The organism is Pseudomonas sp. Rh2, assembly GCF_040762985.1.
In the GTDB taxonomy this organism is placed as follows: domain Bacteria; phylum Pseudomonadota; class Gammaproteobacteria; order Pseudomonadales; family Pseudomonadaceae; genus Aquipseudomonas; species Aquipseudomonas taiwanensis.
In genome coordinates, this window is sequence record NZ_CP142890.1 from 2,999,932 (window position 1) to 3,022,940 (window position 23,009).

The following is a 23,009-nucleotide window of genomic DNA, read 5'->3' on the forward strand; positions in this document are numbered from 1 at the left end:
AGGGCCTGCCAATACAGGTCTTTTCAGAGCGTAGAAGGCCGAATGGCCTATTTCAAGAACAGCCAATTGGCCATGTGCTGGCCGTCGAAGTTCAGGGTGTAGCGGCCATTTTCGTAACGGGCTGGAAGCACTGTTTCTTGTCCCGAGGCACTGCGGGCATAGGCCTTCAGGCCCGGCGGTGCGGCGATACTCAAGGCGCCGACCAGGGGCTCGACATAGAACGGGGTGCTTTTGTCTTCCTTGGGCACGGCCCGCGTGCCGAGCGAGATCAGCAGGCTGTGCGACTGGCCGAGCGGCTGGTTGTCCAGGCTCTGCACGGCCACGCTGGCATAGGGCGTCTTCAGTTGCACCTGAAGGTTCGACAAGCGGGTCGAGCGGCCGCCGAGCCAGCCGCTGGCGACCTGGGTCTTGGGCGTATCGATGGTGTAGAGGCCTTGCTGCCAATTGCGCGTGATCTCACCGGTATCCGTGGTGGCCTGGGTGGCATTGTTGTCGAGCAGCGACTGCTCAGGGTCATGCAGCAACTGGGCGTTAGCCGGGATGTCGCTTTGGGTGAGCCATGGCAATTGCGGCGTTTGCGGCAGGGCGATCTGCAACATGCCTTTTTCCATGGCGGTACGCAGCAGCACCGAATCACTCGGTGAGATCGAGCGGTTGAACAAGGTTTCGACCGACGGGGCGAAGACGTAGCGGGTCTGCGCCTGCTGCACATCGCCGCGTCGATACAGCAAGGCCGCCGCCGGGAGGGTGGCGATCAGGGCAGGGTCGTTGTAGGCATGCCAGTTGTCCGCCGTTTGCCTGCCATCGCCAAGCCCCTCCTGGCTATAGGCATATTGCATCAATGCGTCCCAGCCCTGATGGCTGGCGGTACCCGCCACGATCAAGGGCAGTGAGTGGCGATCGGGGAGCGGGAAGGGCTCGTTGTTCCACTCCGTGACGGTCAATGGCTTGCCCACTACCTGGGCGGCTGCCAGCCAGTCGACCAGCCCATCGCTGGTCAGCGGGTTTTTTTCCAGCTGGCCGATGCCGCCGTAGCTGTGAACGTCGATCAGATCGCCCGTGGTGAGCGCCGGCAGCGAACTCAAGCCATTGCCGCCCCAGCTACTGGTAGTGGCGATGGGCACTTTCACGCCGATCTTGCGCAGGTGTTCGATCATCTCGACATCGAAGCGATGCTCCAGGTCGTTGAGGAACAGCTTGGCCGGGCCATGCTCCCAGGCGCGCCAGGTGGCGTCCTCCGGCAGGTCATGGCGACTGGCAAACGCCTTGGCCTCATCCATGTAGAGCCGGCTGTGTCTGGGCACATTCTTGTCGGGCAACAGCGCGTTGCCGAAGTGATGGGTGATGTCGTTCTCGTTGGTGATCAGCACCGCCGCGATGGCGGGGTCGTCCTTGTAGGCCAATTGGGTATAGGCATTCACATGGTTCAGGTACTGCTCGGCGAACTGCTTCATGCGTTGTTGAATGGTGACGTTCACATAGGCGTAGCCTTTGAATTCGGCTCGCCCGTATTGTTTGGGCAGTTCATCGAAGCCATAGATGCCGTCGCTGTCCATCAGCGAGCGCTGTACGTGCAGGTCGAGCCACACATAGATGCCTTCCTCCTTGAGGCATTTGATCCACAGATCGAGTTTTCTCAGCGACTCGGCATCGAGTTGTTGGGTGTTCTTGATCGTCCTGCCATCGCCGAAGATGTTGGGCAGCACCCAGAGTGAGTCATGGTGGTGCAGGCGCACGAGGTTGAAGCCCAGTGCCGATAGGCGCTTGGCTTGTTGCTTGATGTATTGGTCCGGGGTGTCGAACAGGGCAGAGGCCGACAGGTTGGTGCCCCAGAAACGCACGGGCGTGTTGTCGGCGAACACCAGTCGTTCACCGTCAGCCTTGACGAAGCCGTGCTTGCCAGCTGGTTTTTCTGCTGCGTTGAGAAACGACAGGTCGACCGGCGAGGTTTTCCAGTCCAGCTGGTCTTGTGGCCAGCTTTTCGGGTCGCTCAGGCCAAACCGTTCGGACTGGGTCTGGCCGATGGCGATGTCGCCCGTCACGCTCAGCACCGCGTTGATCTGTTGCCGGCCTGGGGTTATCTGGCGGTCATAGAAGAATGCGCGCACCTCATCCGGGTTGCCACGCTCGAAGTACACCTTCGCCAACGGTGGTTCGAAGCGCATCTCGACACGGCGTTTACCTTCCGTACCCCAGGCCCAGCCTCGATTGCCGGGGAGCAATTGCGGTGCACCCATTTCGCCGGCGAACAGCGACGGGTCGAAATTGAACACCAGGCCGCCGCCCATGACATCGTCGTGCCGTTGCTCGGTCTGCAGGTCGAATGCCCAGGTCAATGATTGCGGGGTGTCCTTGCGGATGTCTGCGACGAGCTTGAAGTTCAAGTCCTTGTTTTCACCGGCGAGGGTGTACTGCTGCGGGGCTTTGACCGTGAAGGTGGGGTAATAGCCGGTCCAGTTCCACTGTTGTGCGAAGAAACTGAACTTGGCGATCATCGCCGGCCCGCCACCCCGGGTGATGTTGGGCAAACCGTTGCGCTCTTCGATGTTGACGGCCCAATCGGACGACCACGTTGCCATGGGCAACGAAACCAGGCCAAGCAGGGCCGTGGCCCGGATGAGGGAATGCAGGGGGCTTCGTGTCATCGAGTTTACCTGGCTTGAAGGCGGGCATGGGGCAACTCGGCGGCCTGCTCTTGCCGGAGCTTGCGCACCATATGGATGTAGGCCACACCCAGCCCGCCAACGGACCAGTAGATCACCGGAATCACGGTGATGCTGCTGACGGTAAAGATAATGACCATGATGCCCAGCAGCGTGGCCAGCAGCGCCCTTCCTAGAAGGCGTTGTTTATCGTCCTTGTCGGGGAATGCCCGCATCGATCTGCGGATGCCCATCAGGATGACCACGAAGAAGGCGATGAACAGCGCAAGCCCCACCATGCCGACCCGCAACGCCAGGCTGACATAAGTGTTGACGATATCGATGATGCCTTGGCCCTGGATCATCGACTGCATCTCGGGGGTGCTGCGGAAGTCGAACGAGCCGAACCAGGGGTTGCGCTGGATGACGATCCAGGAGTTGTCGATCAGGCGCTGGCGGTAGGTGATGTTCTCGGTTTCGATGTTGCCAATGAAGGGCAGCAGGTTCAGCACTTTTTCTCCGCCCGGTATCACGGTGAGCAGGGGCACGCACAGCACACCGGCCAGGCCGAGCAGGATGAAGCGCCTGACCGCGCCCCGGCCTGTGGCGATGAAGGCCGCGACGATGACCCCAGCGCCGATCCAGGGGCCGCGCGACAGGGGCGCGAACAACCCGGCCGCCAGCAGCAGGGCGCCCAGGTAGCGATGGATGGGTTTGCGAACATAGGCCTGCACGAACAGGAACAAGCCAATCGCCACGCTGATCACGTAGCCCAGCACGATGGCCTGGCCGGTGGTGGCGCTCGCGCGCAGCGAGCCTCCACGGCTCAGGTAGCTGCTCATGCTCCAGGGCACGCCCATGGCGTCGGTCAGTGCGTTGTACAGCAGCCAGTGACGTGCGTACTCGGCCACGCCGATGATCGACAGTAGGAACGAGGCCAGCACGAAGGCCAGCAGGGCATCCTTGAAGTCTTCCAGGTCCTTCAGCGCGCGGCTGGCGACGTAGTAGGGCAGGAACATGTCCACATACAGGTACAGCGCCTGACGCAGCGTGTCGGTGACGGTGGTTTCGCGCAGCGACAGTACGCACATCAGCAGCATGCTCGCCGCCAGCAACTTGTCGGGCCAACTGCGACCGAAGGGTTGGGTGTCGCCTTGCTTGCTCAGTGCCCATGCCGCGGGCAGTAGCACGCAGAGGGTGAGCAGGCGCACATGGGTGAGGTCGACCAGGTAATTGATCAAGCCAAAGCCGGGTATCGGTACAGCGGCTGGTGGAATCAGGAACAACAACATGAAGAACAACGCCATCGGGTTGCGTTCGCGACGCCCGGCCAGGCTCATGATGACCGCACCCGCCAGGGCATAAAGCCAGAAACTATGGGAAAAGAACGCCAGCAGTGTCAGGCCGAACCATAGGTTACGGCGACGTTTGAAGTCCCGCTCCGGGATCAGGTCTGTCGCTGGTCGGCGCGCCAGCACGAATACGACGCACGCCAGGAACAGAATGACGATCAGGGCACGTAAATGTTCAGGCATTGGCTGAGGGCACCTATCCCTTGGTGGAGGTCGGCTAGCATCATGGCTGATTGAAACTATAGTGAACTGTAGCGCTATCGGTTGGAGATTGAAGCCGTGCCGGCGATTCATCTGCTGGCATTGGCGAACCTGCAGCAAGCCGGTCAGGGCTCGGCATAGAAACGGGCACCGAGGCAGGATTCGCGCTTTCCAATGGCTGGGACGCCTCTCGATAACACTTGGCATAGGTCCGGGGATCATGGGGAAGCTTCAGTTTTGTGCGCCATTTCTGGGTCGTAGGCGGTTTCTACGCAATTGCGTCCTGCTGGGCATTGGGGGCGCGGTATTCGGCACCGTTTCGCGGGCGACGCCAAAGCCGCAGGCCAAGTCCGAGTTCGTCGTCATCAATGGATGGGTATTGCCATCTCAGTACTTCCGGGACGGGCAGGCATGATCAAGGACTATCAAACGCAAAAAGAACTGCGTGACGCCTATGATTTCTGCGTTGTCGGTGCAGGCCCGGCCGGTATAACCCTGGCGACACGCCTGGCCAAGGCCGGTTGGCTCGTGGCGCTGCTGGAAGGCGGCGGAGTCGAACACTCGGAACGCTCCCATGCGCTCTACACGTGTACTTCCACAGGCCTTGAGTTGTACCCGGCCGAGACACGTCTGCGTTTTCTGGGGGGTACGTCCAACCATTGGGCGGGCCGCTGCCGTCCTTTCACACCCTCCGATTTCGCCGTTGCGCCCCCCGGCGACTTGCCGGGTTGGCCCATCCCCTATTCGGAGGTGGAGCGCTACCTGCCAGCGGCGATGGACATTGTCGACCTGCCTAAAGGGGCCGACTTTCGCCCGATAAATACCGGCCTCAAAGGCGGTGATTTCGAGGCTGACGTGTTTCTGCTCAGCCCCCCGACGCGCTTTGCACAAAAATACGAAGCGGAACTCAAGCAGACCGATGGCCTGGATGTGTTCATCAACTGCAACTGTGTCGACCTGGAGTTCGACAGCGCCTCGGGCAGCGTGACAGCCGTGGTGGTGTCGGACTACGACCGTCAACGCGAGCGTCTGAAGGCCAAGCACTTCATCCTGGCCACGGGCGCCATCGAGAACGCCAGGCAGTTGCTAAACAGCAAGTCCCTTCAGCAGGCGGGTATCGCCAACAAGGAAGGTTGGGTCGGGCGTTGCTTCATGGAGCATCTGAATGTCGACCTAGGTTCTTTCATCCTGAAGGAGGGGCAAGCCACCGACCGCCGCCAGTACTACACCACCGATGCTTTCGTCGCCGAGTATCACGCTGGCAAGGGCAATGTTTCGGCGACCGTGGTGGAGGAGGTGCAAGCCTACGGGCGGACCGCCGAAGTCAAGAACTTCCTCGAGAACCTGGCATGCGATTGGGGCGTGGCCAGCAAGATCGAATGGATTGCACAGTTCAGTTGTCCAGGTGACGGCGTAATCGGGACGATGATCGAGCAGTTCCCCAACGCGCAGAGCCGGATCTCGCTGCTGGATGAAAAAGACGCCCTGGGCATGGCCAAGGTGAATGTCAATTGGGTGCTCAGCCCTACCGATCGACACACCATCAAGTGCATTGGCAGTGAGCTCGCCAAGCAGTTCGCCGAAGCACAACTTGGCTTCGTCAAGCTCAACCCATTCGTCTACGACACCTCCATACCCCTGAAAATGTCGCCGCACGCCCATCACATGGGCACAACGCGCATGGCTGCATCGGCGCAGCACGGGGTCGTGGATACCGACTGCAAGGTTTTTGGGACCGAGAATCTCTACGTGGCAGGGAGCAGCATCTTTGCCACCGGCGGGGCTTCGAACCCGACCATGCCACTGCTGCAATTCGCGCTGCGGCTGGTGGATCACCTCAATGACAAGATGCGCACGACGAGCCGAACGGTTGTCTGAAGGAGGGCAATGGCGCCAGTGGGGCGCGACAGCGACAGCGCGGTTGATAACGGGTTGAGTGCGAGGCGGTCAGTACCAACAAGAACGAGACCGAAGTCGCCTCAGGGACAGTCCATGATCGCATTACGTGCGAGGCCAGCAACATGATCGGATGGATACGCAGCGCTTTGAAGCATTACGCACTCTCAACAGGACGTGGCGGTTCGCTTTACAAAAAGATTTGCCACCCCAATGCCAGGGATTGGGGAGAGTACCTGACACGCTGGGGCAAGTTCTACTCGGTTGGGGGCAACCTGCATGTGAACGTGGGCTGCAACGTGACGGACCCTGTGCTGGTGCGTCTGGGCACCAACGTGGGGCTGTCGGACTGTACCCTTTTGGGCCACGATGGCGTCGCCGCCTTGATTGGCGTGTGCTATGGCAAGCATCTGGATTCGGTGGGCTATATCGACATTCGCGACAACTGCTTCATCGGCCACGGGGTCATCGTCATGCCCCGGGTGACCATCGGACCCGACTCGGTCGTTGCCGCAGGTGCCGTGGTCACCAAGGACGTCCCGCCCGGAACGGTGGTGGGCGGCAACCCGGCCAAATTCATCTGCACCACCGAAGAACTGATCGAGCGAGTAGAGCGGCGCTGTGAGGCATACCCGTGGGCCGACCTGATCAAGCAGCGCAAAAGTGGCTATGACCCGGTAATGGAGCCGAAGCTGGCGGCCATGCGGCGCGAGTATTTCTTCGGGGAGGGCAACAATGGATAGAAAGCCCGTCGATGTGATGGTGGTGAACTTCAACACGGCATCCTTGCTGCAGCCGATGTTCGATGCCCTGCGCAAGGCCAGGGGCGAACAGCTGGCAAGTTACCTGGTGGTGGACAACGCCTCGGTCGACGACTCGGTGGCGCGCATGGCCCAGGTCTGCCCCCAGGCATTGTTGGTCAGCAACAAGCACAATGTCGGTTTTGGGCGGGCCAATAACCAACTGCTGGAACACCTGCAGGGTAAGTACGCGCTGTTGCTCAATACCGATGCATTCGTGGCAAGCGACACCCTGGACAAGACTCTCGAATACATGGAGGCCCATCCGGAGTGCGGTGTGCTGGGCGTACGCCTGGTGGGGCGTGACGGTGATCTGCAGCCCTGTTGCCGATACTTTCCGACCCCTTTGAACATCTTCGTCTCCCGAACCGGGCTGGACCGGTTCTTCCCTGGCTTGAAGATGGTCGACGAAATGAGCTGGGACCACGGCACGGTCCGCGAATGCGATTGGCTGCCGGGCTGCTTCTACCTGGTTCGCCGTGAAGTACTCGACCAGGTCGGTCTGTTCGACCCTCGCTACTTCTTGTATTACGAGGAAGTGGACCACTGCAAGCGCGTCAAGGAGGCAGGCTGGAAAGTGGTGTTCTACCCGCACACCACCGTGGTGCATATCGGCGGCGAAAGCTCCAAGTCGGTGGCGGAACTGGAGGCGGCCAGCCGGCAGATTTCCACCTATCAGATTGAAAGCGAACTCCTGTACTTCCGCAAGCACCACGGCGTCACGGGGTTGATCCTGCACATGCTGCTGGTCAGTCTCGGCGATGCGATCCTGGCCCTCAAGGCGCTGTTGAAAGGGCGTGGCTGGGCGGCTATCAAGGCGTGCTGGCTGCATACCCAAGCCACCTGGTCGTCACTGTTCGCGACCCGGTTCGCACGCCAACCCACACGGTAGGTTAAACCATGTTCGAGAACATTCGTGCCGACCTGCGAGCACATGGTGGAGACTGGGGGGCCCAGGGCTTCTGGGTTCTGCTGGTCTACCGGTTCGGTCGCTGGCGCTACGGTGTGCGCCCAGCGATCCTGCGCAAGCTCTGCTCGTTGGTCTACAGAGTGCTGTTCAAGCTGATTCAGATCATCACGGGGGTTGAGTTGCCCTGCGAGGTGGTGATAGGCCGCAATTTCGTCATCGACCATTTTGGCGGCATCGTGATCAGCGGCTACGCGCGCTTTGGCGATGACTGCCGGATTCGCAATGGGGTGGTGGTGGGCTTGAAGAATGTGGAGGAGCCTATCGCGCCGGTGTTCGGCAACAATGTCGACATTGGCACCGGGGCCAAGGTGCTGGGCAATATCCGCATTGGCAACAACGTACTGATCGGCGCCAATGCCGTGGTCCTCACCGACGTGCCGGACAACTGCGCGGCGGTGGGTGTCCCGGCCACCATCAAGGCGAGAAAGCCGGTCGAGGCCAATTTGTGTTCCTGAGGTAGCCGCAGGGCAGCGCGGTAAAAGGCGTGTTTCGTTCAAGGCAGACGAGTGAGGCCCAGGGTGACAGGCATCGGAGTCGTGATAATCGGCCGTAATGAAGGGCTGCGCCTGGAGCGTTGCCTGGCCTCCGTGGCAGGCTGTGCGGACACGGTGGTGTATGTCGACTCGGGGTCCACCGATGGCTCGGTGCAGCACGCCTTGGACCAGGGTGTCGAGGTGGTGTCGCTGGATCTGTCCATCCCGTTCACAGCAGCGCGTGCACGCAACGAAGGCTTTGCCCATTTGCACGGGGTAATGCCGTCGCTGCGCTTGGTACAGTTCGTCGATGGCGATTGCGAAGTGGTCGCCGGTTGGCTTGAGCAAGCCCAGGCTTTTCTGCAGGCGCATCCAGAGGTTGCCGTGGTCTGCGGTCGGCGTCGCGAGCGGTACCCGCGGCATTCGATCTACAACCTGTTGTGCGATCTGGAATGGGACACACCACTGGGTGAAACCAAGGCGTGCGGGGGCGACGCACTGATACGTGCCGAAGCCTTCCTGGCGGTGTCGGGCTTTCGTGCCGACCTCATCGCCGGCGAAGAGCCTGAGATGTGTGTGCGGCTGCGCGCCGGCGGTTGGAAGATCTGGCGACTGGGCGTGGAGATGACCCTGCACGATGCCGACATGACCCGTTTCAGCCAGTGGTGGCGGCGGAGCATGCGAGCGGGTTACGCCTTCGCCCAAGGGGCGCACTTGCATGGCGAGACGCCCGAGCGACATTGGCGCAAAGAATCTCGTCGGGCCTGGTTCTGGGGCCTGGGGCTGCCGCTGGCCAGCGTGGTGGCCAGCCTGTCGTTGGGCAGTGTCGGGCTGCTGCCACTTCTGATCTACCCTTTGCAGACGATGCGCCTGGCACGCCGTGGTGGGCGAACATGGCGTGAGAACTGGCTGCAGGCGGTGTTTCTGGTGCTTGGGAAGTTCCCCGAGATGGTGGGGCAGGCGAAGTTTCTTTTGAACAGGTTCGGCGCTGGCAAATCCGCGCTGATCGAGTACAAGTGAGAAACCCATGACATATCGGTCGATCGTGAAAAGCGTGCTCACACTGCAGCCCGGTTACTCGCTACGGGCACTGAACAACAAGCTCAAGCTGGGAATACTGATCATCAAGCAGCGGGAAGACCTCAAGGCCTTCGTGGCGCGCATGTCGGCAGCACTGGGCCCCAAGGGGTTCAAGGCGCTGGGTTTCGACAGCATTGGCGTGGTGCAGTGGCCCTACATCAGCAAGGCGTGGGAAGCGCCGCAGCGGCTGGATGCGGTAGCGTCGCACTATGAAGTTGTCGCCGAGCAGTTCCCGAGGCTGTTGCTGATGGGGCGTGACGAGCATCAGGTGCTGTGCGATCTGTCGGGGTATTCCAGCCAGTGCACCCTGGTGCTGGACCGGCCTGTCTGGTTCCGGCGCGAGGGGGAGTTGGTGCTCAACCTGTTCCAGGGCGACCTGCGTGTGGCATCACTGGCCTTCAGCCTTGGCGGTACCGGGGGTGAAGTCTTCGTGCTGATCGGTGCCGTGCAGGGAATACACAAGGGTATCGACAGCGAAAGGTCGTTGAGTATCTACCGGGACCTGACCAAGGATTTCGAAGGGCTGCGCCCGAGAAGTTTTTTGATCGAAGTCCTCAAGTGCCTGGCCAGAACCCTTGGCGCTGCCCGTATCTATGCGGTCGGTGACCGCTATCGGCACCATCGTCATCGCTATTTCGGCGCCGAAAAGGCCGACGATCTGGCGGCCAACTACGACACCATCTGGCTGGAGAACGGCGCATCGCCGTCGGAGCGCGAGGACTTCTTCACGATTCCGCTGGAGGCCGCCAGACGCTCGGCCGACGACATCGCCCCGAAAAAGCGGGCGATGTACCGCAGGCGTCACGCCATGCTCGACGATGTGTTTGGCCATATCGAGGGCATGTTCCCCGTTCAACCCGCAGCCTGGCCATCACCACTACAGCAGGGACAGGAAACGTTGCATCACCTGACGAAATCGGGGGACAGGCCAGTGACCAACAGCCTGGAGTAACGGGCTGGAAACGACTGAGCAAGCCTGGTCATTCATCACGCGGGCATCGACTTGGATTCCTATGCGCATTGCTTATTTCATCAATCAGTACCCGAAGGTCAGCCATAGTTTCATTCGACGGGAAATCCTCGCCCTGGAACGCCAGGGCATGGAGATCCAACGCATCGCCCTGCGTGGCTGGGATGCCCAATTGCAGGATGACGAAGACCTCGCAGAACGCGACAAGACCCTCTACGTGCTCAAGGACGGCCTGAAGGGGTTGTTCATGCCGTTGTTTGAGGTATTACGTGCCCAACCGCGGCGCTTCATGTCGGCGCTTGGCCTGGCGCTGCGCCATGGGCGGCGGGCCGACCGCCCCTGGCCGTACCATCTGGTCTACCTGGCCGAGGCCTGCCGTGTAGTGCAGTGGCTGCAGGCATTCGGCGCCGAGCACGTGCATGCGCATTTCGGCACCAACTCCACTGAAGTGGTAATGCTGGCCAACGCCCTGGGCGGGCCGAGCTACAGCTTCACCGTGCACGGGCCGGAAGAGTTCGACAAACCGCAGTTTCTCCATATGGGCGAAAAAGTGCGGCACGCCGCCTTCGTTGCCGCGGTGAGCTCCTATGGGCGCAGCCAGCTTTACCGTTGGGTAGCCCATGAGCATTGGGCGAAGGTGAAAGTGGTGCATTGCGGCCTGGAGCGCTCGTTCCACGAGGTGCCAGCGGTCGACGCGCCGGCGGTGCCTCGGCTGGTGTGCGTGGGGCGGCTGTGCGAGCAAAAGGGGCAATTGCTGTTGCTGGAGGCTGTACGTCTGCTGGCGGCACGGTCGGTGCCGTTCGAGGTGGTACTGGCCGGCGACGGTGAGATGCGTCCACCCATCGAAGCTTTCATTGCGCAGCATGGCTTGCAAGGGCAAGTGCGCATCACCGGCTGGATCAGCAGTGCCCAGGTCCGTGAGGAGATCCTCGCCGCCCGGGCACTGGTGCTGCCCAGTTTTGCCGAGGGCCTACCGGTGGTCATCATGGAGGCGATGGCCTTGCGCAGGCCGGTGTTGACGACCTACGTGGCCGGTATCCCCGAACTGGTCCGCCAGGGCGAGAGTGGCTGGTTGTTCCCGGCAGGTGCAGTGGAAGAATTGGCCGACGCCATGGCCGAATGCCTGGACCAACCTGCCGAGGTACTGCAGAAAATGGGCGATGCGGCGTATCGCCGTGTGTTGCAGCGCCATGATATCGACACCGAAGCGGCCAAGTTGGCTCATTACTTCAGGACCTGCGCATGATTACCGTGCTGGGATGGCTGTTGGTGGCGGTTTCACTGGTCATGCTGCTGCCAGTGCTGGTGCTGTTCACCCAGGTGCTGGCGGCCTGCCTGCCAACACGCTCACCGCCGGTGCTGGCCGGGGCGCGCCCCCGCGTGGCGGTGCTGGTACCGGCGCACAATGAATCACCGGTGATTCGCGCAACGCTCGACAGCATCCGCCCGCAATTGCGCGAGGGCGATCGGTTGCTGGTGGTGGCGGACAATTGCACCGACGACACAGCGGCACTGGCGCGTTGCACGGGGGCGCAAGTGGTCGAGCGCCAGCATGCGCACCTGCGCGGCAAGGGTTATGCGTTGGACTTCGGCGTGCGCCACTTGAAGGATGACGCGCCTGAGGTGCTCATCATCATCGACGCCGATTGCCGGGTGGCAGAGGGTGCTATCGAACGTCTGGCGTGCGCCTGCGCTGCAGCCGATCGGCCGGTGCAAGCGCTCTACCTGATGCATGCACCCCAGGGGGCGGGGCTGAAGGTTCAGGTCGCCGAATTTGCCTGGCGTGTGAAGAACCTTGTGCGCCCCCGGGGCTGGGCTCGATTGGGCCTGCCGTGCCAGCTCATGGGAGCAGGGATGGCATTGCCCTGGCATGCGCTGGCCTTGGTCGACTTGGCCAACGGGCATCTGGTCGAGGATCTGAAGCTGGGCTTGGATTTCTGCCAGCGCGGCAAACCGCCTGTGTTCTGCAGCGATGCGCAGGTCACCAGTGTCTTTCCGAGCAGTCAGGAGGGTTTGAACACCCAACGCACCCGTTGGGAGCACGGTCATCTGGGCGTGCTGCTGGCGGATGCCCCCAGGCGACTTGCGGCTGCCTTCACGCAACGCAACGGCGCACTGCTGGCCATGGCCCTGGACCTGATGGTGCCGCCGCTGGCGCTGCTGACGCTTTCCTGGGTGGCGCTGTTCTGCATTTCATGGCTGGCGGGCGTGTTGTTCGGGACCTGGCTGGCGGCCGTGATCGCCAGTGCTGCGATGGGGCTGCTGATGGGGGCGGTGTGGCTGGCGTGGTGGCGCTTCGCACGGCGTTTGATCTCGTTTTCGGTGCTGCTGTACGCACCGTTCTATGCCGCCAGGAAGATCCCTCTGTACCTGGGTTTTCTGATCAAGCGCCAGGTCGATTGGGTGCGCTCGAAGAGGGACGACGGCTGATGGACAAGCACCCCTGGCAACAGCGCTGGAAGACGATCCTCGGCAAGTTGCGGGTGGTCAGCGATCCGGCGGACGAGCAGCGGATACTGGCAGCGCTGTCAGCGCCACTGGCGCCGACCGTGCTGGGTTTCGTCAACGCCCATGCCATGAACCTGGTGGTGGGTGATGCGCAATACGGCCATGCGTTGTCAGGCGCTGACGTGCTGCTGAGGGACGGGGCAGGCATGTCGATCCTCTATCGCCAGCTGGGCCTGGACCCTGGCCTGAACATGAACGGCACCGACTTCATCCCAAAACTGTTGCAGAGCTACAAGGGGCGTCGCGTGGCGTTCTGGGGGACCCAGGAACCCTTCCTGAGCCAGGCGGTGGCACACGCTGCGAGCGTTCATGGCGTAGTGCCTGTTTCGATTCACCATGGTTTCGCCGATGCCGACACTTATCTCGAACTGGCGCGCGTGGTCCGCCCGGAGCTGATCGTTCTGGGCATGGGCATGCCTAAACAGGAGGCCGTTGCCGTCCAGCTGGCGCGGGCTGCCTCGCCGTGTCTGATTGTCTGTGGTGGGGCCATCCTGGATTTCCTGGGGGGCAAGGTCACCCGCGCGCCCCGCTGGATACGGCGCCTGGGCGGCGAATGGGCGTTCCGCTTGTTCAGGGAGCCTAAACGGTTGTTCGTGCGCTATGTGCTGGGCAATCCGCTGTTTCTGCTGCGCACCTGGTTGCTTAGCCGGCGGGGCGTGTGAACCGGCCAAAAGCAAGGGCAGGAGGGCACTGCGACCACGCGGGTGACACGGCGCTGCTACAGTTGATTACAACCGCCTCGTTGGCGGGCTGGGGTGGGGCTTTCATTGGGCGTCGGGCTTTCAGGCACTGAAAGCGGCTGTTGCGCCCGTTGAAGCGGATGCAAAGACGTTTGCTACGCTCACATAGATGAGGTCGGAGAATGGTTTTCGAACCCAGAAGCAGTCGCTCCTTACTCCAGCGCAGAAGCAGCGTCAGCAACGCCATTCAAGCTGGCCTCGATGGAATCGCCGTCACCGGTATCGCCTGGTACTTGATCTACACCCAGTTCGGCTACATCACTTCCGACTACGTCATCATGCTGCTGTTGCTGATCGGCGCGCTGGCGGTGGTCTACGACCACTATGCGATCTACCGCAGCAATGCCAAGCTCAGCATCAAGGCCTTCAGGCTGTTCAAGGCTTGGTCGGTCACGTTCTGCTTTCTCGTGGTCATGGCGTTTCTCACCAAGCAAAGCGAGACCTACTCGCGCTTACTGGTGGGCAAGCTGTTCGTGATCGGTTACTTCGCCCAATTATTCCTGCACATCGCCGTGCGCGAGGTACAGAAGCGCTTCATGACACACGGGCTGGACAATGCCCTGATCATCGGCACAGGGGAGCTGGCCAACTTCCTGCATCAGAAGATCAGCAACAACCCTTGGCTTGGCGAGCGGGTAGTGGGCTGTGTGCTGATGGAGGCGGGGCAGGACAATGGCAAGGACGGCGTTGACGGCAAGCAGCGCTTGCCGGTGCTCGGGCATGTTGGCGACCTCGATGAAATCGTCACGCGCCATGCGGTGCGCACGGTCTACCTGGTCACCCCCTTGGGCGGATCGGAGGTCATCAGCGAGGTTTACCTCAAGCTGCTCGACAGGTGCATCGCCGTCAACTGGGTGCCTGACATCTTCTCGCTGCGCCTGATCAACCACAGTGTGCGTGAAATTGCCGGTATTCCCGTGTTGACCTTGTCCGAGACGCCGTTGACGGGGATGAGCCTGTTCCTCAAGAACCTGGAGGACAGGGTGCTTGCCGCGCTGATCGTGCTGTGTGCATCACCGGTTCTGTTGGCGATTGCCGCTGCCATCAAGCTGGACAGCCCGGGGCCGGTGTTCTTCCGCCAGGAACGCACCGGCTGGACCGGCGAATCGTTCCGCATCTGGAAGTTCCGCAGCATGCACGTCCACCAGCCGGAAGCTGGCGTGGTCAAACAGGCGCAAAAGAACGACCCACGGCTGACCCGGGTAGGCGCATTCATCCGCCGCACCAGCCTGGATGAACTGCCGCAACTGTTCAATGTGCTGACAGGTGAAATGTCGCTGGTGGGGCCGCGTCCCCATGCCCTGCAACATGATTCGCTGTATTCCCAGGACATCGTGGATTACTTCGCGCGCCACAACATCAAACCGGGTATGACCGGTTTGGCCCAGGTGCGCGGCTTCCGTGGGGAAACCAAAGACATCGAACAGATGATCCAGCGCGTGGACTCCGATATCGAGTACATCAACAACTGGTCGTTGTGGTTGGACTTCGTGATTCTGGTGCGAACGCTCAATGCCTTTACGGGCAAGCACGCCTATTGAAGCCATCAGGGCTGCCCAGTCGCAGCTTGAAGCTTCCGCTGAGCATTGCTTCAGTCCTGAGCGTGCAGAGGGTGTAACGCCCGAAACCCTTCGGCTTCTTCGACCAGCCAGTCATGCACCGCACGCGCCCCTGGCTGGCTCAAACCGCCAGGCGCGTAGTGCAGGACATAGCGTTTGTGGTTGGCGATCGGTACACCGAACGGCACGATCAGCGCGCCTCGTTCGAGTTCGTCGTTGAGCAGTGTGCGCCGGGCGATGGCGACGCCAATGCCGGCAATGGCGGCTTCGATGGTCAGGTGGTTGCGGTTGAAGGTATGGCCGCGGCGTACATCCAGTCCACGGGCACCAATGCCGTCCAGGTAGAACTCCCACTCGGCATACTCGGAACTGCCGCGCCAGGCCGTGATGTCGTGCAGCAAGGGGTAGTGCACCAAGTCCGCTGGCCCGTGCAACGGTGGGCGCCCCCTTAACAGCGCGGGCGAACAGACCGGGAAGATCTGCTCGTCCAGCAATGGCGTCGACAGCATGCCGGGATAGCTGCCGTCGTTCAGGTCGATGGCCAGATCGAAATCATCCGGGTGCAATGCCTGGGCACTGTCCTCGGCCACCAGGCGCAGTTCGATATCCGGGTAGCGCTGTTGGAAGCGTGGCAGGCGAGGGGTGAGCCATTTAGCCAGGAAGGAAGGAATCGAACGCACGCGCAAGGTGCCACGAATCTCCCCGGCATCCAGGCGCAGCAACTCGGCCTCGATGCTGCCATAGGCTTCGGCCACGGTCTGGGCCAGGCGCTGGCCCTCGGCACTCAGTTCCACGCCCCGCGCCCGGCGCAGGAACAGCTGGTAACCCAGGCGCTCTTCGAGCTGGCGCATCTGCTGGCTGACGGCGCCGGGGGTGATGTGCAGTTCCTGGGCGCAGCGGGTGAAAGACAGGTGTCGGGCCGCACAGGAGAACACATGCAGCCAGACGAACGTCTGGCCATTGAGTTGTCGTCTCATCGTTTAGTTAAGCTAAAGCCTTGCTTAGAAAGTTTCGTTGGTCATCCGAAGGTATGCGCGGCAGTATCGCGCAACTTCGTATCACCGTTCAATTTTTCCGGAGGTCCGTGCAGCGGCGTACGTGGCTGGCACGGTCAGGCATTAGCATGACTATCAGTGTTTTCGACCTATTCAAAATCGGCATCGGCCCGTCCAGCTCTCACACAGTGGGCCCGATGCGCGCGGCGGCAAGCTTTGCCCTGGCCCTGCGTGAGCAGGGGTTGCTGGGGCGGATTCGTCGGGTACAGGTGCGTCTTTACGGCTCGCTGTCGGCCACCGGCGTGGGTCATGCTACAGACCGCGCGTGCCTGCTCGGCCTGATGGGTCAGTGGCCGGACCGCATCGACCCGGCAACCATCGAGCCGCGAATCGGGCAACTGATGCAAGAGCGATGTCTGATGCTCGATGGCAGCCACCCGCTTGCGTTCGACTATGACCGCGACATGCTGTTGCTGGACGAAAGCCTGCCGTACCACCCCAATGCCATGACCTTGGAGGCACAGGGTGAACAAGGGCTGCTGTTCAGCCAGACCTACTACTCGATTGGCGGTGGCTTCATCGTCGAGCAGGGCGAAATCGACGCACCGCGCGACGACGCGCATCGCGTTACCTTGCCCTACGAGTTCTCCAGCGCCGACCAACTGTTGGCCTTGTGCAAGGCCCACGGCCTGAGTGTCAGCCAGTTGATGATGGCCAACGAGCGCGCCTGGCGTTGCGAGGAGGACGTGCGCCAGGGCCTGTTGGGTATCTGGTCGGCCATGCGCGAGTGTGTCGCCAATGGGCTGCGCAACGAAGGCACCCTGCCGGGCGGGCTAAACGTCAAGCGCCGCGCCGCACGCCTGCACCGCAGCCTGCAGGAGCTGGGCAAGCCCAATGTCATCGGCTCGACCCTGAGTGCAATGGAGTGGGTGAACTTGTTCGCCCTGGCGGTGAATGAAGAAAACGCTGCCGGTGGTCGTATGGTCACTGCACCCACCAACGGTGCGGCAGGGATCATTCCGGCGGTGCTGCACTACTACATGAAGTTCAACCCCGACGCCTGCGATGACGATGTGGTGGCATTTCTGCTGGCGGCCGCTGCGGTTGGCATCCTGTGCAAGAAGAACGCGTCGATCTCGGGTGCCGAGGTGGGGTGCCAGGGGGAGGTGGGTTCGGCCTGCTCGATGGCTGCCGCCGGTCTGGCCGAGGTGCTCGGCGCCACTCCCGCGCAACTGGAGAACGCTGCGGAGATTGCCTTGGAGCACAACCTGGGCCTGACCTGCGATCCGGTCGGTGGTCTGGTACAGGTGCCTTGCATCGAGCGCAATGCCATTGCTGCGGTGAAGGCAATCAATGCCGTGCAGATGGCCCTGCGCGGCGATGGCGAGCATTTCATTTCCCTTGACCGCGTAATCCGCACCATGCGCGACACGGGGGCAGACATGCATGCCAATTACAAGGAAACCTCGCGAGGTGGTTTGGCGGTGGCGTTCGTGGAATGCTGAAGACGCGCTGAAATATGATTGTTAAATGGCATGTAAGACAATAGGTTACAGTCGATACTTTGAGTAAATTATCGGAAAAGTATCTACTTAAAGTCATATCTCAGATCTGGTGCTTAAAGCATTGAATGTATTGCTGATAAGTCGGAGAGGCTGCACCGCGTCGAGTTCTTCGCGGGTAAACCCGCTTTTGCCTTGATCGGCGTGGAACAACCGAAGGAGCGAGCCTTGTTCGCGATGCGTCGCGTAAGCAGCGCTCGATCCCACGCCAGCCCCATATCGGCGAACAAAAAGAGCATCGCGGGCGAGGCTCGCTCCCCCAGGGTGAAGCGGCCTTCTTAACCGAGTACCTCCCTCAAGCGGTACCACAGCATCCCCAATGCCAGCAGCGGTGAACGCAGCGCCTTGCCACCCGGGAAGGTCAGATGCGGAACGGCGCTGAATACATCCAGGCCCTGGCTTTGCCCAACTGCAATCGACTCCGCGAGCAGTTTCGCAGTCCAGTGAGTCACGTTCAGGCCGTGGCCGGAGTAACCCTGTGCGTAGTACACGTTCGGATGCTGGCTCAAGCGCCCGACCTGAGGGAATCGGTTGGCGGTGATGCCGATCATGCCGCCCCACTGGTAATCGATGCGTACGTCTGCCAACTGGGGAAACACCTTGAGGACCTTCGGCCGCATGTAGGCCGCAATGTCCTTCGGATCGCGCCCCGAGTAGTGGCACGCGCCGCCGAACAGCAGGCGGCGGTCGGCGGTAAGGCGGTAGTAATCCAGGCCGACTTTCTGGTCGCACAGCGCCATGTTCTGAGGGATCAGCGTGCTGGCAAGCGAGTCGGGCAGCGGTTCTGTCGCCACCACATAGCTGCCAGCGGGCAGTACCTTGCCGCTCAGGCGCGGCTCCAAGTCGTCCAGGTGAGCGTTGCAACCCAATACCAGGCTTTGCGCGCGCACTTTGCCGCGCGCGGTGTGCAAGGTCACCGTGGTGCCATGTTCGATGCGCAGCACTGGGCTCTGCTCGAAGATCCGTACGCCCAGGGCCTGGGCGGCCCGCGCTTCGCCCTGGACCAGGTCCAGTGGGTGCAGGTGGCCGGACCCCATATCCACCAGTCCGCCGGCGTACTGGTCACTGGCGACCACCTCATGCAGGTGTTCGGGGCCCACCAGGCGGGTTTCGTGGCGATAGCCAAGCGCTGCCAGTTCAGCTTGTTCATCCTGGAAGGCCGCGAACTGGGCAGGTGTGTTGGCCAGTTCGCAGAAGCCCCAGCGCAAGTCGCAGGCGATGGCATATTGTTCGATACGGCGGGCGACCAGGGCCACCGAATCGATGCCGGCGTGCTTCAGGTAACGCACGCCTTCCTGGCCCACATAGCGGGCGAACCCGCTGACATCGTGGCCGATACCGCGAATCAACTGACCGCCATTGCGCCCGCTGGCGCCCCAGCCGATGCGCCGGGCTTCCAGCAAGACCACCGAGAGGCCGCGTTCGGCCAGTTCCAGTGCGGTATTGACCCCGGTCAGGCCACCGCCGACCACGCACACATCGGCTGTCAGTTCGGTATCGAGGCTGGGGTAAGGTGCAGTGCTACGCGCCGTGGCGGCATAGTAGGACGCAGTGTGTTGGGTATTCAGAGGCATGGCGCGAACTCGCTCAGCGGTTGGACTTGATCTTGCTCCAGGAGCGGGTCATGACACGCATGATCTTCGGGCTCGGCGTGCTCGACACATACAGCTTGTCGAGTACCTCCTGAGGCGGATAGATCTCGGGGTTGTTGACCAGCGACTCGTCCATGTAGGCCTTGGCATCGGGGTTGGCGTTGGCGTAGCCGACTGTGGCGCTGACCTTGGCGATCACCTGTGGGTCAAGCAGATAGTTGATGAAGGCCAAGGCCTGTTCCGGATTGTTGGCATCCTTGGGAATGGCCAGCAGGTCGAACCACAGGTTGCTGCCTTCCTTGGGGATGCTATAGGCGATTTTCACGCCGTTCTTGGCCTCGATGGCCCGGTTGGCGGCCTGGAACACATCGCCGGAATAACCAAAGGCTACGCAGACATCGCCGTTGGCCAGATCGGACACGTATTTGGAGGAATGGAAGTAGGTGATGGAGGGGCGCAGTTCCAGCAAGCGGGCTTCGGCTCTTTCATAGTCTTTCGGGTTTTCGCTGCGCGGATCCATACCCAGGTAGTTGAGCACGGCCGGGAACAGTTCGTCCGGCGAGTCCATGAATGCCACCCCACATTGCTTGAGTTTCTTGAGGTTCTCGGGCTCGAACAGCACAGCCCAGGAGTCGATCTTGTCGATGCCAAGCGCGGCCTTGACCTTGTCGACGTTGTAGCCAATGCCGTTGGTGCCCCACAGATACGGCACCGCGTACTGGTTGCCCGGATCGTTTTGTTCAAGTTGTTTCAGCAATTTGGGGTCCAAGTGCTTGAAATTCGGTAACTTGCTGCGGTCCAGTGGCAAAAAGGCGCCGGCCTTGGCCTGCCGGGCGAGGAAGTGGTTCGAGGGCACCACCACGTCGTAGCCGGTGCGGCCAGCCAGCAGCTTGCCTTCGAGGGTCTCGTTGGAGTCGAAGACGTCATAGACCACCTTGATTCCGCTGCTGGCCTGGAAGTCTGCCAGCGTGGTGTCGCCGATGTAGTCGGTCCAGTTGTACACGCTCACGGTGGGCTGGGCCTGGGCGGCCGCTGCGAACACCAGGGTGAATGCTGCGGGGATCAGGGACTGCAAATGACGCATGTCGACACCTCGTTGGTCTTTTTCTTTGAGTTGGGTGTAGGGGGCCGCAAGGCGGCCCAGCGCCCCGGTTCGTCGGGCGCTTGCAAGGCGGTTGGGGCGCTGGGCGCCCCGGGGGAATCAAACGCTGAGCAGCAGGAACTCGCGCTCCCAGGAGCTGATCACACGCTTGAAGTTCTCGTGCTCGGCACGTTTGACCGCCACATAGCCCTGGACGAACTGTTTGCCCAGGTATTGCTGCACGGTTTCACAGTCTTCCATATGCTGCAGGGCGTCTTCGATGGTGATCGGCAGGCGCAGGTTGCGTCGCTCGTAGGCGCGGCCCTGCACCGGTGCGCTCGGCGAGATTTTCTCGACCATGCCCAGGTAACCGCACAGCAGGCTCGCGGCGATCGCCAGGTAGGGGTTGGCGTCTGCGCCCGGCAAGCGGTTCTCCACACGCATGGCCTCGGGGCTGGAGGTCGGCACACGCAGGCCGGCGGTACGGTTTTCCTCGCCCCACTCGACGTTCACCGGTGCCGAAGTGTCGGGCAGGAAGCGGCGGAACGAGTTGACGTTCGGAGCGAACATCGGCAGCAGCTTGGGGATGTACTTCTGCAGGCCGCCAATGTGGTGCAGGAACAATTCGCTCATGCTGCCATCGTCGTTGGCGAACACCGGTTTGCCGGTGGCGATGTCGACCACGCTCTGGTGCAGGTGCATCGCGCTGCCTGGCTCATCGGTGATGGGCTTGGCCATGAAAGTGGCCGCCACGTTATGCTTGAGCGCAGCCTCACGCATGGTGCGTTTGAACACCGTGATCTGGTCGGCCAGGTCCAGGGCATCGCCGTGGCGGAAGTTGATCTCCATCTGCGCCGGGCCGTCTTCGTGGATCAGTGTGTCCAGGTCCAGCCCCTGGATCTCGCACCAGTCGTAAACGTCTTCGAACAGCGGGTCGAACTCGTTGGCGGCGTCGATGGAGAACGACTGGCGGCCGCTTTCGGCACGGCCCGAGCGGCCCAGCGGCACTTGCAGCGGCAAGTCCGGGTCTTCGCAACGCTGGGTCAGGTAGAACTCCATCTCGGGCGCGACAATCGGCTGCCAGCCTTTGTCGGCATACAGCTTCAGCACCTTCTTGAGCACGTTGCGCGGCGACAGCTCGATGGGGTTGCCGTGTTTGTCGAAGGTGTCGTGGATGACGATCGCGGTGGGTTCGATGGCCCAAGGGATCTGGTAGACCGCCGTCGGGTCGGGGCGACAGACCATGTCGATGTCGGCGGCATCGAGCAGGTTGTAGTAGATGTCATCGTCGACGTAGTCGCCAGTGACTGTCTGCAGCAAAACGCTCTCTGGCAGGCGCATGCCGCGCTCGTGAAGAAACTTGGCGGTCGGGGCGATCTTGCCGCGGGCGATGCCGGTCAGGTCGCTGATCACGCATTCGACTTCGGTGATCCGGTGTTCTTTCAGCCAAGTGGACAGCTGATCGAAGGGGGCGTTCATACAGACCTCTTGATTGGGTTTTTGTGGCGCGGTGGGGGCCGGTGGCTTCCCAGGTGACGCGCTGAGGGCTATCTTGGTCGCAGCAGCGCGCAGCGATCTATCCACTTTCTTCGTCAATAAATGCACCAAAAGAGTGCAAAGGGACAGCGTGTGACAACGCCCAATGCCTTGCAGGTCCAGGCCTTCACCACCAGCGATGTAACCGAGCAAGTCCGGGCCACCCCAGGCTGGCAGCAGCAGTACCGGCAGATGTCGCCGGGGCTGTTCAATGGCCAATTGCGGTGCCTCGGACTCGATGGCGTGGAGGTTTACGAAGAGCGCCTGAATACCCGCGTGGAGCAATTCTTCACGGCGCCGAGCGGGTCGCTGGCGTTTTGCTTTGACCGCAGCGAAGACAGCCTTTACCTGCTCAACGAGCAAAGCCGCAACATCTGGATCACCCCGGAGAACTACCAGGAAGTCGCGGTGGTGTTCGACCAGCGTTTCCTTTCCAGCCACGGCCTCGACCCGCAGCGTCTGGAGGGGTTGTTCATGGTGCCGTTGGGCAGTGGCCAGAACGCGTTGTTCGGCAGTTGGCTGAGCGCCACCCTGACACGCCTTGGCCGTGCCGACTGTCCGCTGGAGGGGCAGGCTTTGGCCGAGCAACTGCTGGAGGACTGCCTGTTCATTCTCGACAACGCCTGCCAGCGACTGCAGGGAGGGGCCTTGGGACGGCGTGGCGAGGAGCGGGCGATCATGCACAGGGTCAGCGAATGGGCGGCGGACTGCCCGGAAGAAACCCTGAACCTGATGCAACTGGCTGAGGTGGCGGGTGTGTCGCTGCGACAGCTGCAACAGGCGTTCAAGGCCTTCACGGGTCTGGCGCCTGCACAGTGGTTGCGGTTGCGGCGGCTCAACGGCGCACGCCGTGACTTGCTGCGCGGCGGCGAGGTGACCGTGGCGGAAGTCGCCATGCGCTGGTCGTTCTGGCACCTGGGGCGGTTTTCGGAAAGTTACCGACAGTTGTTCAGGGAGCTGCCGAGCGAAACGCTCAAGCGCGTCAGGGCCTGAGCCGGTCGTTTGCGCAGGTTCGGCACTGAGCCCAGCATTTGTGGGCGAAAATTGTTATC

The 23,009-nt window shown here is 61.6% G+C and carries 18 protein-coding genes; 12 read left to right on the forward strand and 6 right to left on the reverse strand.

What is annotated here, in order from left to right; genetic code table 11:
• Positions 1 to 47: 47 nt before the first annotated feature.
• Both VXM67_RS13495 and VXM67_RS13500 read right to left on the reverse strand, forming a co-directional pair.
• Complete coding sequence (locus VXM67_RS13495) at positions 48 to 2,645, reverse strand: cellulase family glycosylhydrolase (protein ID WP_367237075.1); 2,598 nt, start codon at positions 2,643 to 2,645, stop codon at positions 48 to 50.
• A gap of 5 nt (positions 2,646 to 2,650) precedes the next feature.
• Positions 2,651 to 4,177 carry an O-antigen ligase gene (locus VXM67_RS13500; protein WP_027907577.1) on the reverse strand — a complete coding sequence of 509 codons (1,527 nt, stop codon included), beginning with the start codon at positions 4,175 to 4,177 and terminating at the stop codon, positions 2,651 to 2,653.
• Between the two features lie 429 nt (positions 4,178 to 4,606).
• On the opposite strand from VXM67_RS13500, the gene VXM67_RS13505 reads away from it, so the two are divergent.
• The 10 genes from VXM67_RS13505 to VXM67_RS13550 all read left to right on the forward strand — a co-directional run bounded on the left by VXM67_RS13505 (position 4,607) and on the right by VXM67_RS13550 (position 15,173).
• Positions 4,607 to 6,073, forward strand: coding sequence for an FAD-dependent oxidoreductase (locus tag VXM67_RS13505; protein WP_023380468.1), 1,467 nt, complete (start codon positions 4,607 to 4,609; stop codon positions 6,071 to 6,073).
• Between the two features lie 143 nt (positions 6,074 to 6,216).
• On the forward strand, positions 6,217 to 6,834 hold the full coding sequence (locus tag VXM67_RS13510) for an acyltransferase (protein ID WP_027907576.1): 618 nt from the start codon (positions 6,217 to 6,219) through the stop codon (positions 6,832 to 6,834).
• On the forward strand, positions 6,827 to 7,783 hold the full coding sequence (locus VXM67_RS13515; RefSeq protein ID WP_023380470.1) for a glycosyltransferase family 2 protein: 957 nt from the start codon (positions 6,827 to 6,829) through the stop codon (positions 7,781 to 7,783). The genes VXM67_RS13510 and VXM67_RS13515 overlap by 8 nt, the downstream gene beginning before the upstream one ends.
• Positions 7,784 to 7,791: 8 nt before the next feature.
• Positions 7,792 to 8,316: a serine O-acetyltransferase gene (locus tag VXM67_RS13520; protein WP_027907575.1), complete on the forward strand. Its 525-nt coding sequence runs from the start codon at positions 7,792 to 7,794 to the stop codon at positions 8,314 to 8,316.
• A 63-nt stretch (positions 8,317 to 8,379) separates the two neighbouring features.
• A complete protein-coding gene (locus VXM67_RS13525; protein WP_041925490.1) occupies positions 8,380 to 9,354 on the forward strand; it encodes a glycosyltransferase family 2 protein in 975 nt (324 codons plus the stop codon).
• Between the two features lie 7 nt (positions 9,355 to 9,361).
• Positions 9,362 to 10,366, forward strand: a complete 1,005-nt coding sequence (locus VXM67_RS13530; protein WP_023380473.1) for a DUF535 family protein — start codon at positions 9,362 to 9,364, stop codon at positions 10,364 to 10,366.
• 61 nt (positions 10,367 to 10,427) lie between these two features.
• Positions 10,428 to 11,630 (forward strand): glycosyltransferase, encoded by a 1,203-nt coding sequence (locus VXM67_RS13535; RefSeq protein ID WP_023380474.1) that lies wholly within the window; start codon positions 10,428 to 10,430, stop codon positions 11,628 to 11,630.
• Positions 11,627 to 12,814, forward strand: coding sequence for a glycosyltransferase family 2 protein (locus VXM67_RS13540; RefSeq protein ID WP_023380475.1), 1,188 nt, complete (start codon positions 11,627 to 11,629; stop codon positions 12,812 to 12,814). The genes VXM67_RS13535 and VXM67_RS13540 overlap by 4 nt, the downstream gene beginning before the upstream one ends.
• A complete protein-coding gene (locus tag VXM67_RS13545) occupies positions 12,814 to 13,554 on the forward strand; it encodes a WecB/TagA/CpsF family glycosyltransferase (protein WP_023380476.1) in 741 nt (246 codons plus the stop codon). The genes VXM67_RS13540 and VXM67_RS13545 overlap by 1 nt, the downstream gene beginning before the upstream one ends.
• A gap of 200 nt (positions 13,555 to 13,754) precedes the next feature.
• Positions 13,755 to 15,173, forward strand: coding sequence for an undecaprenyl-phosphate glucose phosphotransferase (locus VXM67_RS13550; protein WP_023380478.1), 1,419 nt, complete (start codon positions 13,755 to 13,757; stop codon positions 15,171 to 15,173).
• 50 nt (positions 15,174 to 15,223) lie between these two features.
• On the opposite strand, the gene VXM67_RS13555 is transcribed toward VXM67_RS13550, so the two are convergent.
• A complete protein-coding gene (locus VXM67_RS13555) occupies positions 15,224 to 16,168 on the reverse strand; it encodes a LysR substrate-binding domain-containing protein (RefSeq protein WP_023380479.1) in 945 nt (314 codons plus the stop codon).
• 146 nt (positions 16,169 to 16,314) lie between these two features.
• Here VXM67_RS13555 and VXM67_RS13560 point away from each other — a divergent pair, with 146 nt between their 5' ends.
• Positions 16,315 to 17,691 carry an L-serine ammonia-lyase gene (locus VXM67_RS13560; protein WP_027907572.1) on the forward strand — a complete coding sequence of 459 codons (1,377 nt, stop codon included), beginning with the start codon at positions 16,315 to 16,317 and terminating at the stop codon, positions 17,689 to 17,691.
• A gap of 335 nt (positions 17,692 to 18,026) precedes the next feature.
• Here the strand turns inward: VXM67_RS13560 and VXM67_RS13565 are convergent, their stop codons facing one another.
• The 3 genes from VXM67_RS13565 to VXM67_RS13575 all read right to left on the reverse strand — a co-directional run bounded on the left by VXM67_RS13565 (position 18,027) and on the right by VXM67_RS13575 (position 21,900).
• Positions 18,027 to 19,322 (reverse strand): FAD-binding oxidoreductase, encoded by a 1,296-nt coding sequence (locus VXM67_RS13565; RefSeq protein WP_023380481.1) that lies wholly within the window; start codon positions 19,320 to 19,322, stop codon positions 18,027 to 18,029.
• Between the two features lie 13 nt (positions 19,323 to 19,335).
• Positions 19,336 to 20,424 (reverse strand): polyamine ABC transporter substrate-binding protein, encoded by a 1,089-nt coding sequence (locus tag VXM67_RS13570; RefSeq protein WP_023380482.1) that lies wholly within the window; start codon positions 20,422 to 20,424, stop codon positions 19,336 to 19,338.
• A gap of 117 nt (positions 20,425 to 20,541) precedes the next feature.
• The gene (locus tag VXM67_RS13575) at positions 20,542 to 21,900 is read right to left on the reverse strand and encodes a glutamine synthetase family protein (protein ID WP_023380483.1); all 1,359 of its coding nucleotides are present in this window, start codon (positions 21,898 to 21,900) and stop codon (positions 20,542 to 20,544) included.
• Between the two features lie 150 nt (positions 21,901 to 22,050).
• Between VXM67_RS13575 and VXM67_RS13580 the strand changes: the two genes are divergently transcribed.
• Positions 22,051 to 22,950, forward strand: a complete 900-nt coding sequence (locus tag VXM67_RS13580; RefSeq protein WP_027907570.1) for a helix-turn-helix domain-containing protein — start codon at positions 22,051 to 22,053, stop codon at positions 22,948 to 22,950.
• The last annotated feature ends 59 nt before the right edge of the window (positions 22,951 to 23,009 follow it).

Excerpts from the sequence above, each read along its gene's own strand:
- VXM67_RS13495 (WP_367237075.1), bottom strand. The coding sequence starts at position 2,645 with ATGACACGAAGCCCCCTGCATTCCCTCATCCGGGCCACGGCCCTGCTT.
- VXM67_RS13500 (WP_027907577.1), bottom strand. The coding sequence starts at position 4,177 with ATGCCTGAACATTTACGTGCCCTGATCGTCATTCTGTTCCTGGCGTGC.
- VXM67_RS13505 (WP_023380468.1), top strand. The coding sequence starts at position 4,607 with ATGATCAAGGACTATCAAACGCAAAAAGAACTGCGTGACGCCTATGAT.
- VXM67_RS13510 (WP_027907576.1), top strand. The coding sequence starts at position 6,217 with ATGATCGGATGGATACGCAGCGCTTTGAAGCATTACGCACTCTCAACA.
- VXM67_RS13515 (WP_023380470.1), top strand. The coding sequence starts at position 6,827 with ATGGATAGAAAGCCCGTCGATGTGATGGTGGTGAACTTCAACACGGCA.
- VXM67_RS13520 (WP_027907575.1), top strand. The coding sequence starts at position 7,792 with ATGTTCGAGAACATTCGTGCCGACCTGCGAGCACATGGTGGAGACTGG.
- VXM67_RS13530 (WP_023380473.1), top strand. The coding sequence starts at position 9,362 with ATGACATATCGGTCGATCGTGAAAAGCGTGCTCACACTGCAGCCCGGT.
- VXM67_RS13535 (WP_023380474.1), top strand. The coding sequence starts at position 10,428 with ATGCGCATTGCTTATTTCATCAATCAGTACCCGAAGGTCAGCCATAGT.
- VXM67_RS13540 (WP_023380475.1), top strand. The coding sequence starts at position 11,627 with ATGATTACCGTGCTGGGATGGCTGTTGGTGGCGGTTTCACTGGTCATG.
- VXM67_RS13545 (WP_023380476.1), top strand. The coding sequence starts at position 12,814 with ATGGACAAGCACCCCTGGCAACAGCGCTGGAAGACGATCCTCGGCAAG.
- VXM67_RS13550 (WP_023380478.1), top strand. The coding sequence starts at position 13,755 with ATGGTTTTCGAACCCAGAAGCAGTCGCTCCTTACTCCAGCGCAGAAGC.
- VXM67_RS13555 (WP_023380479.1), bottom strand. The coding sequence starts at position 16,168 with ATGAGACGACAACTCAATGGCCAGACGTTCGTCTGGCTGCATGTGTTC.
- VXM67_RS13560 (WP_027907572.1), top strand. The coding sequence starts at position 16,315 with ATGACTATCAGTGTTTTCGACCTATTCAAAATCGGCATCGGCCCGTCC.
- VXM67_RS13565 (WP_023380481.1), bottom strand. The coding sequence starts at position 19,322 with ATGCCTCTGAATACCCAACACACTGCGTCCTACTATGCCGCCACGGCG.
- VXM67_RS13570 (WP_023380482.1), bottom strand. The coding sequence starts at position 20,424 with ATGCGTCATTTGCAGTCCCTGATCCCCGCAGCATTCACCCTGGTGTTC.
- VXM67_RS13575 (WP_023380483.1), bottom strand. The coding sequence starts at position 21,900 with ATGAACGCCCCCTTCGATCAGCTGTCCACTTGGCTGAAAGAACACCGG.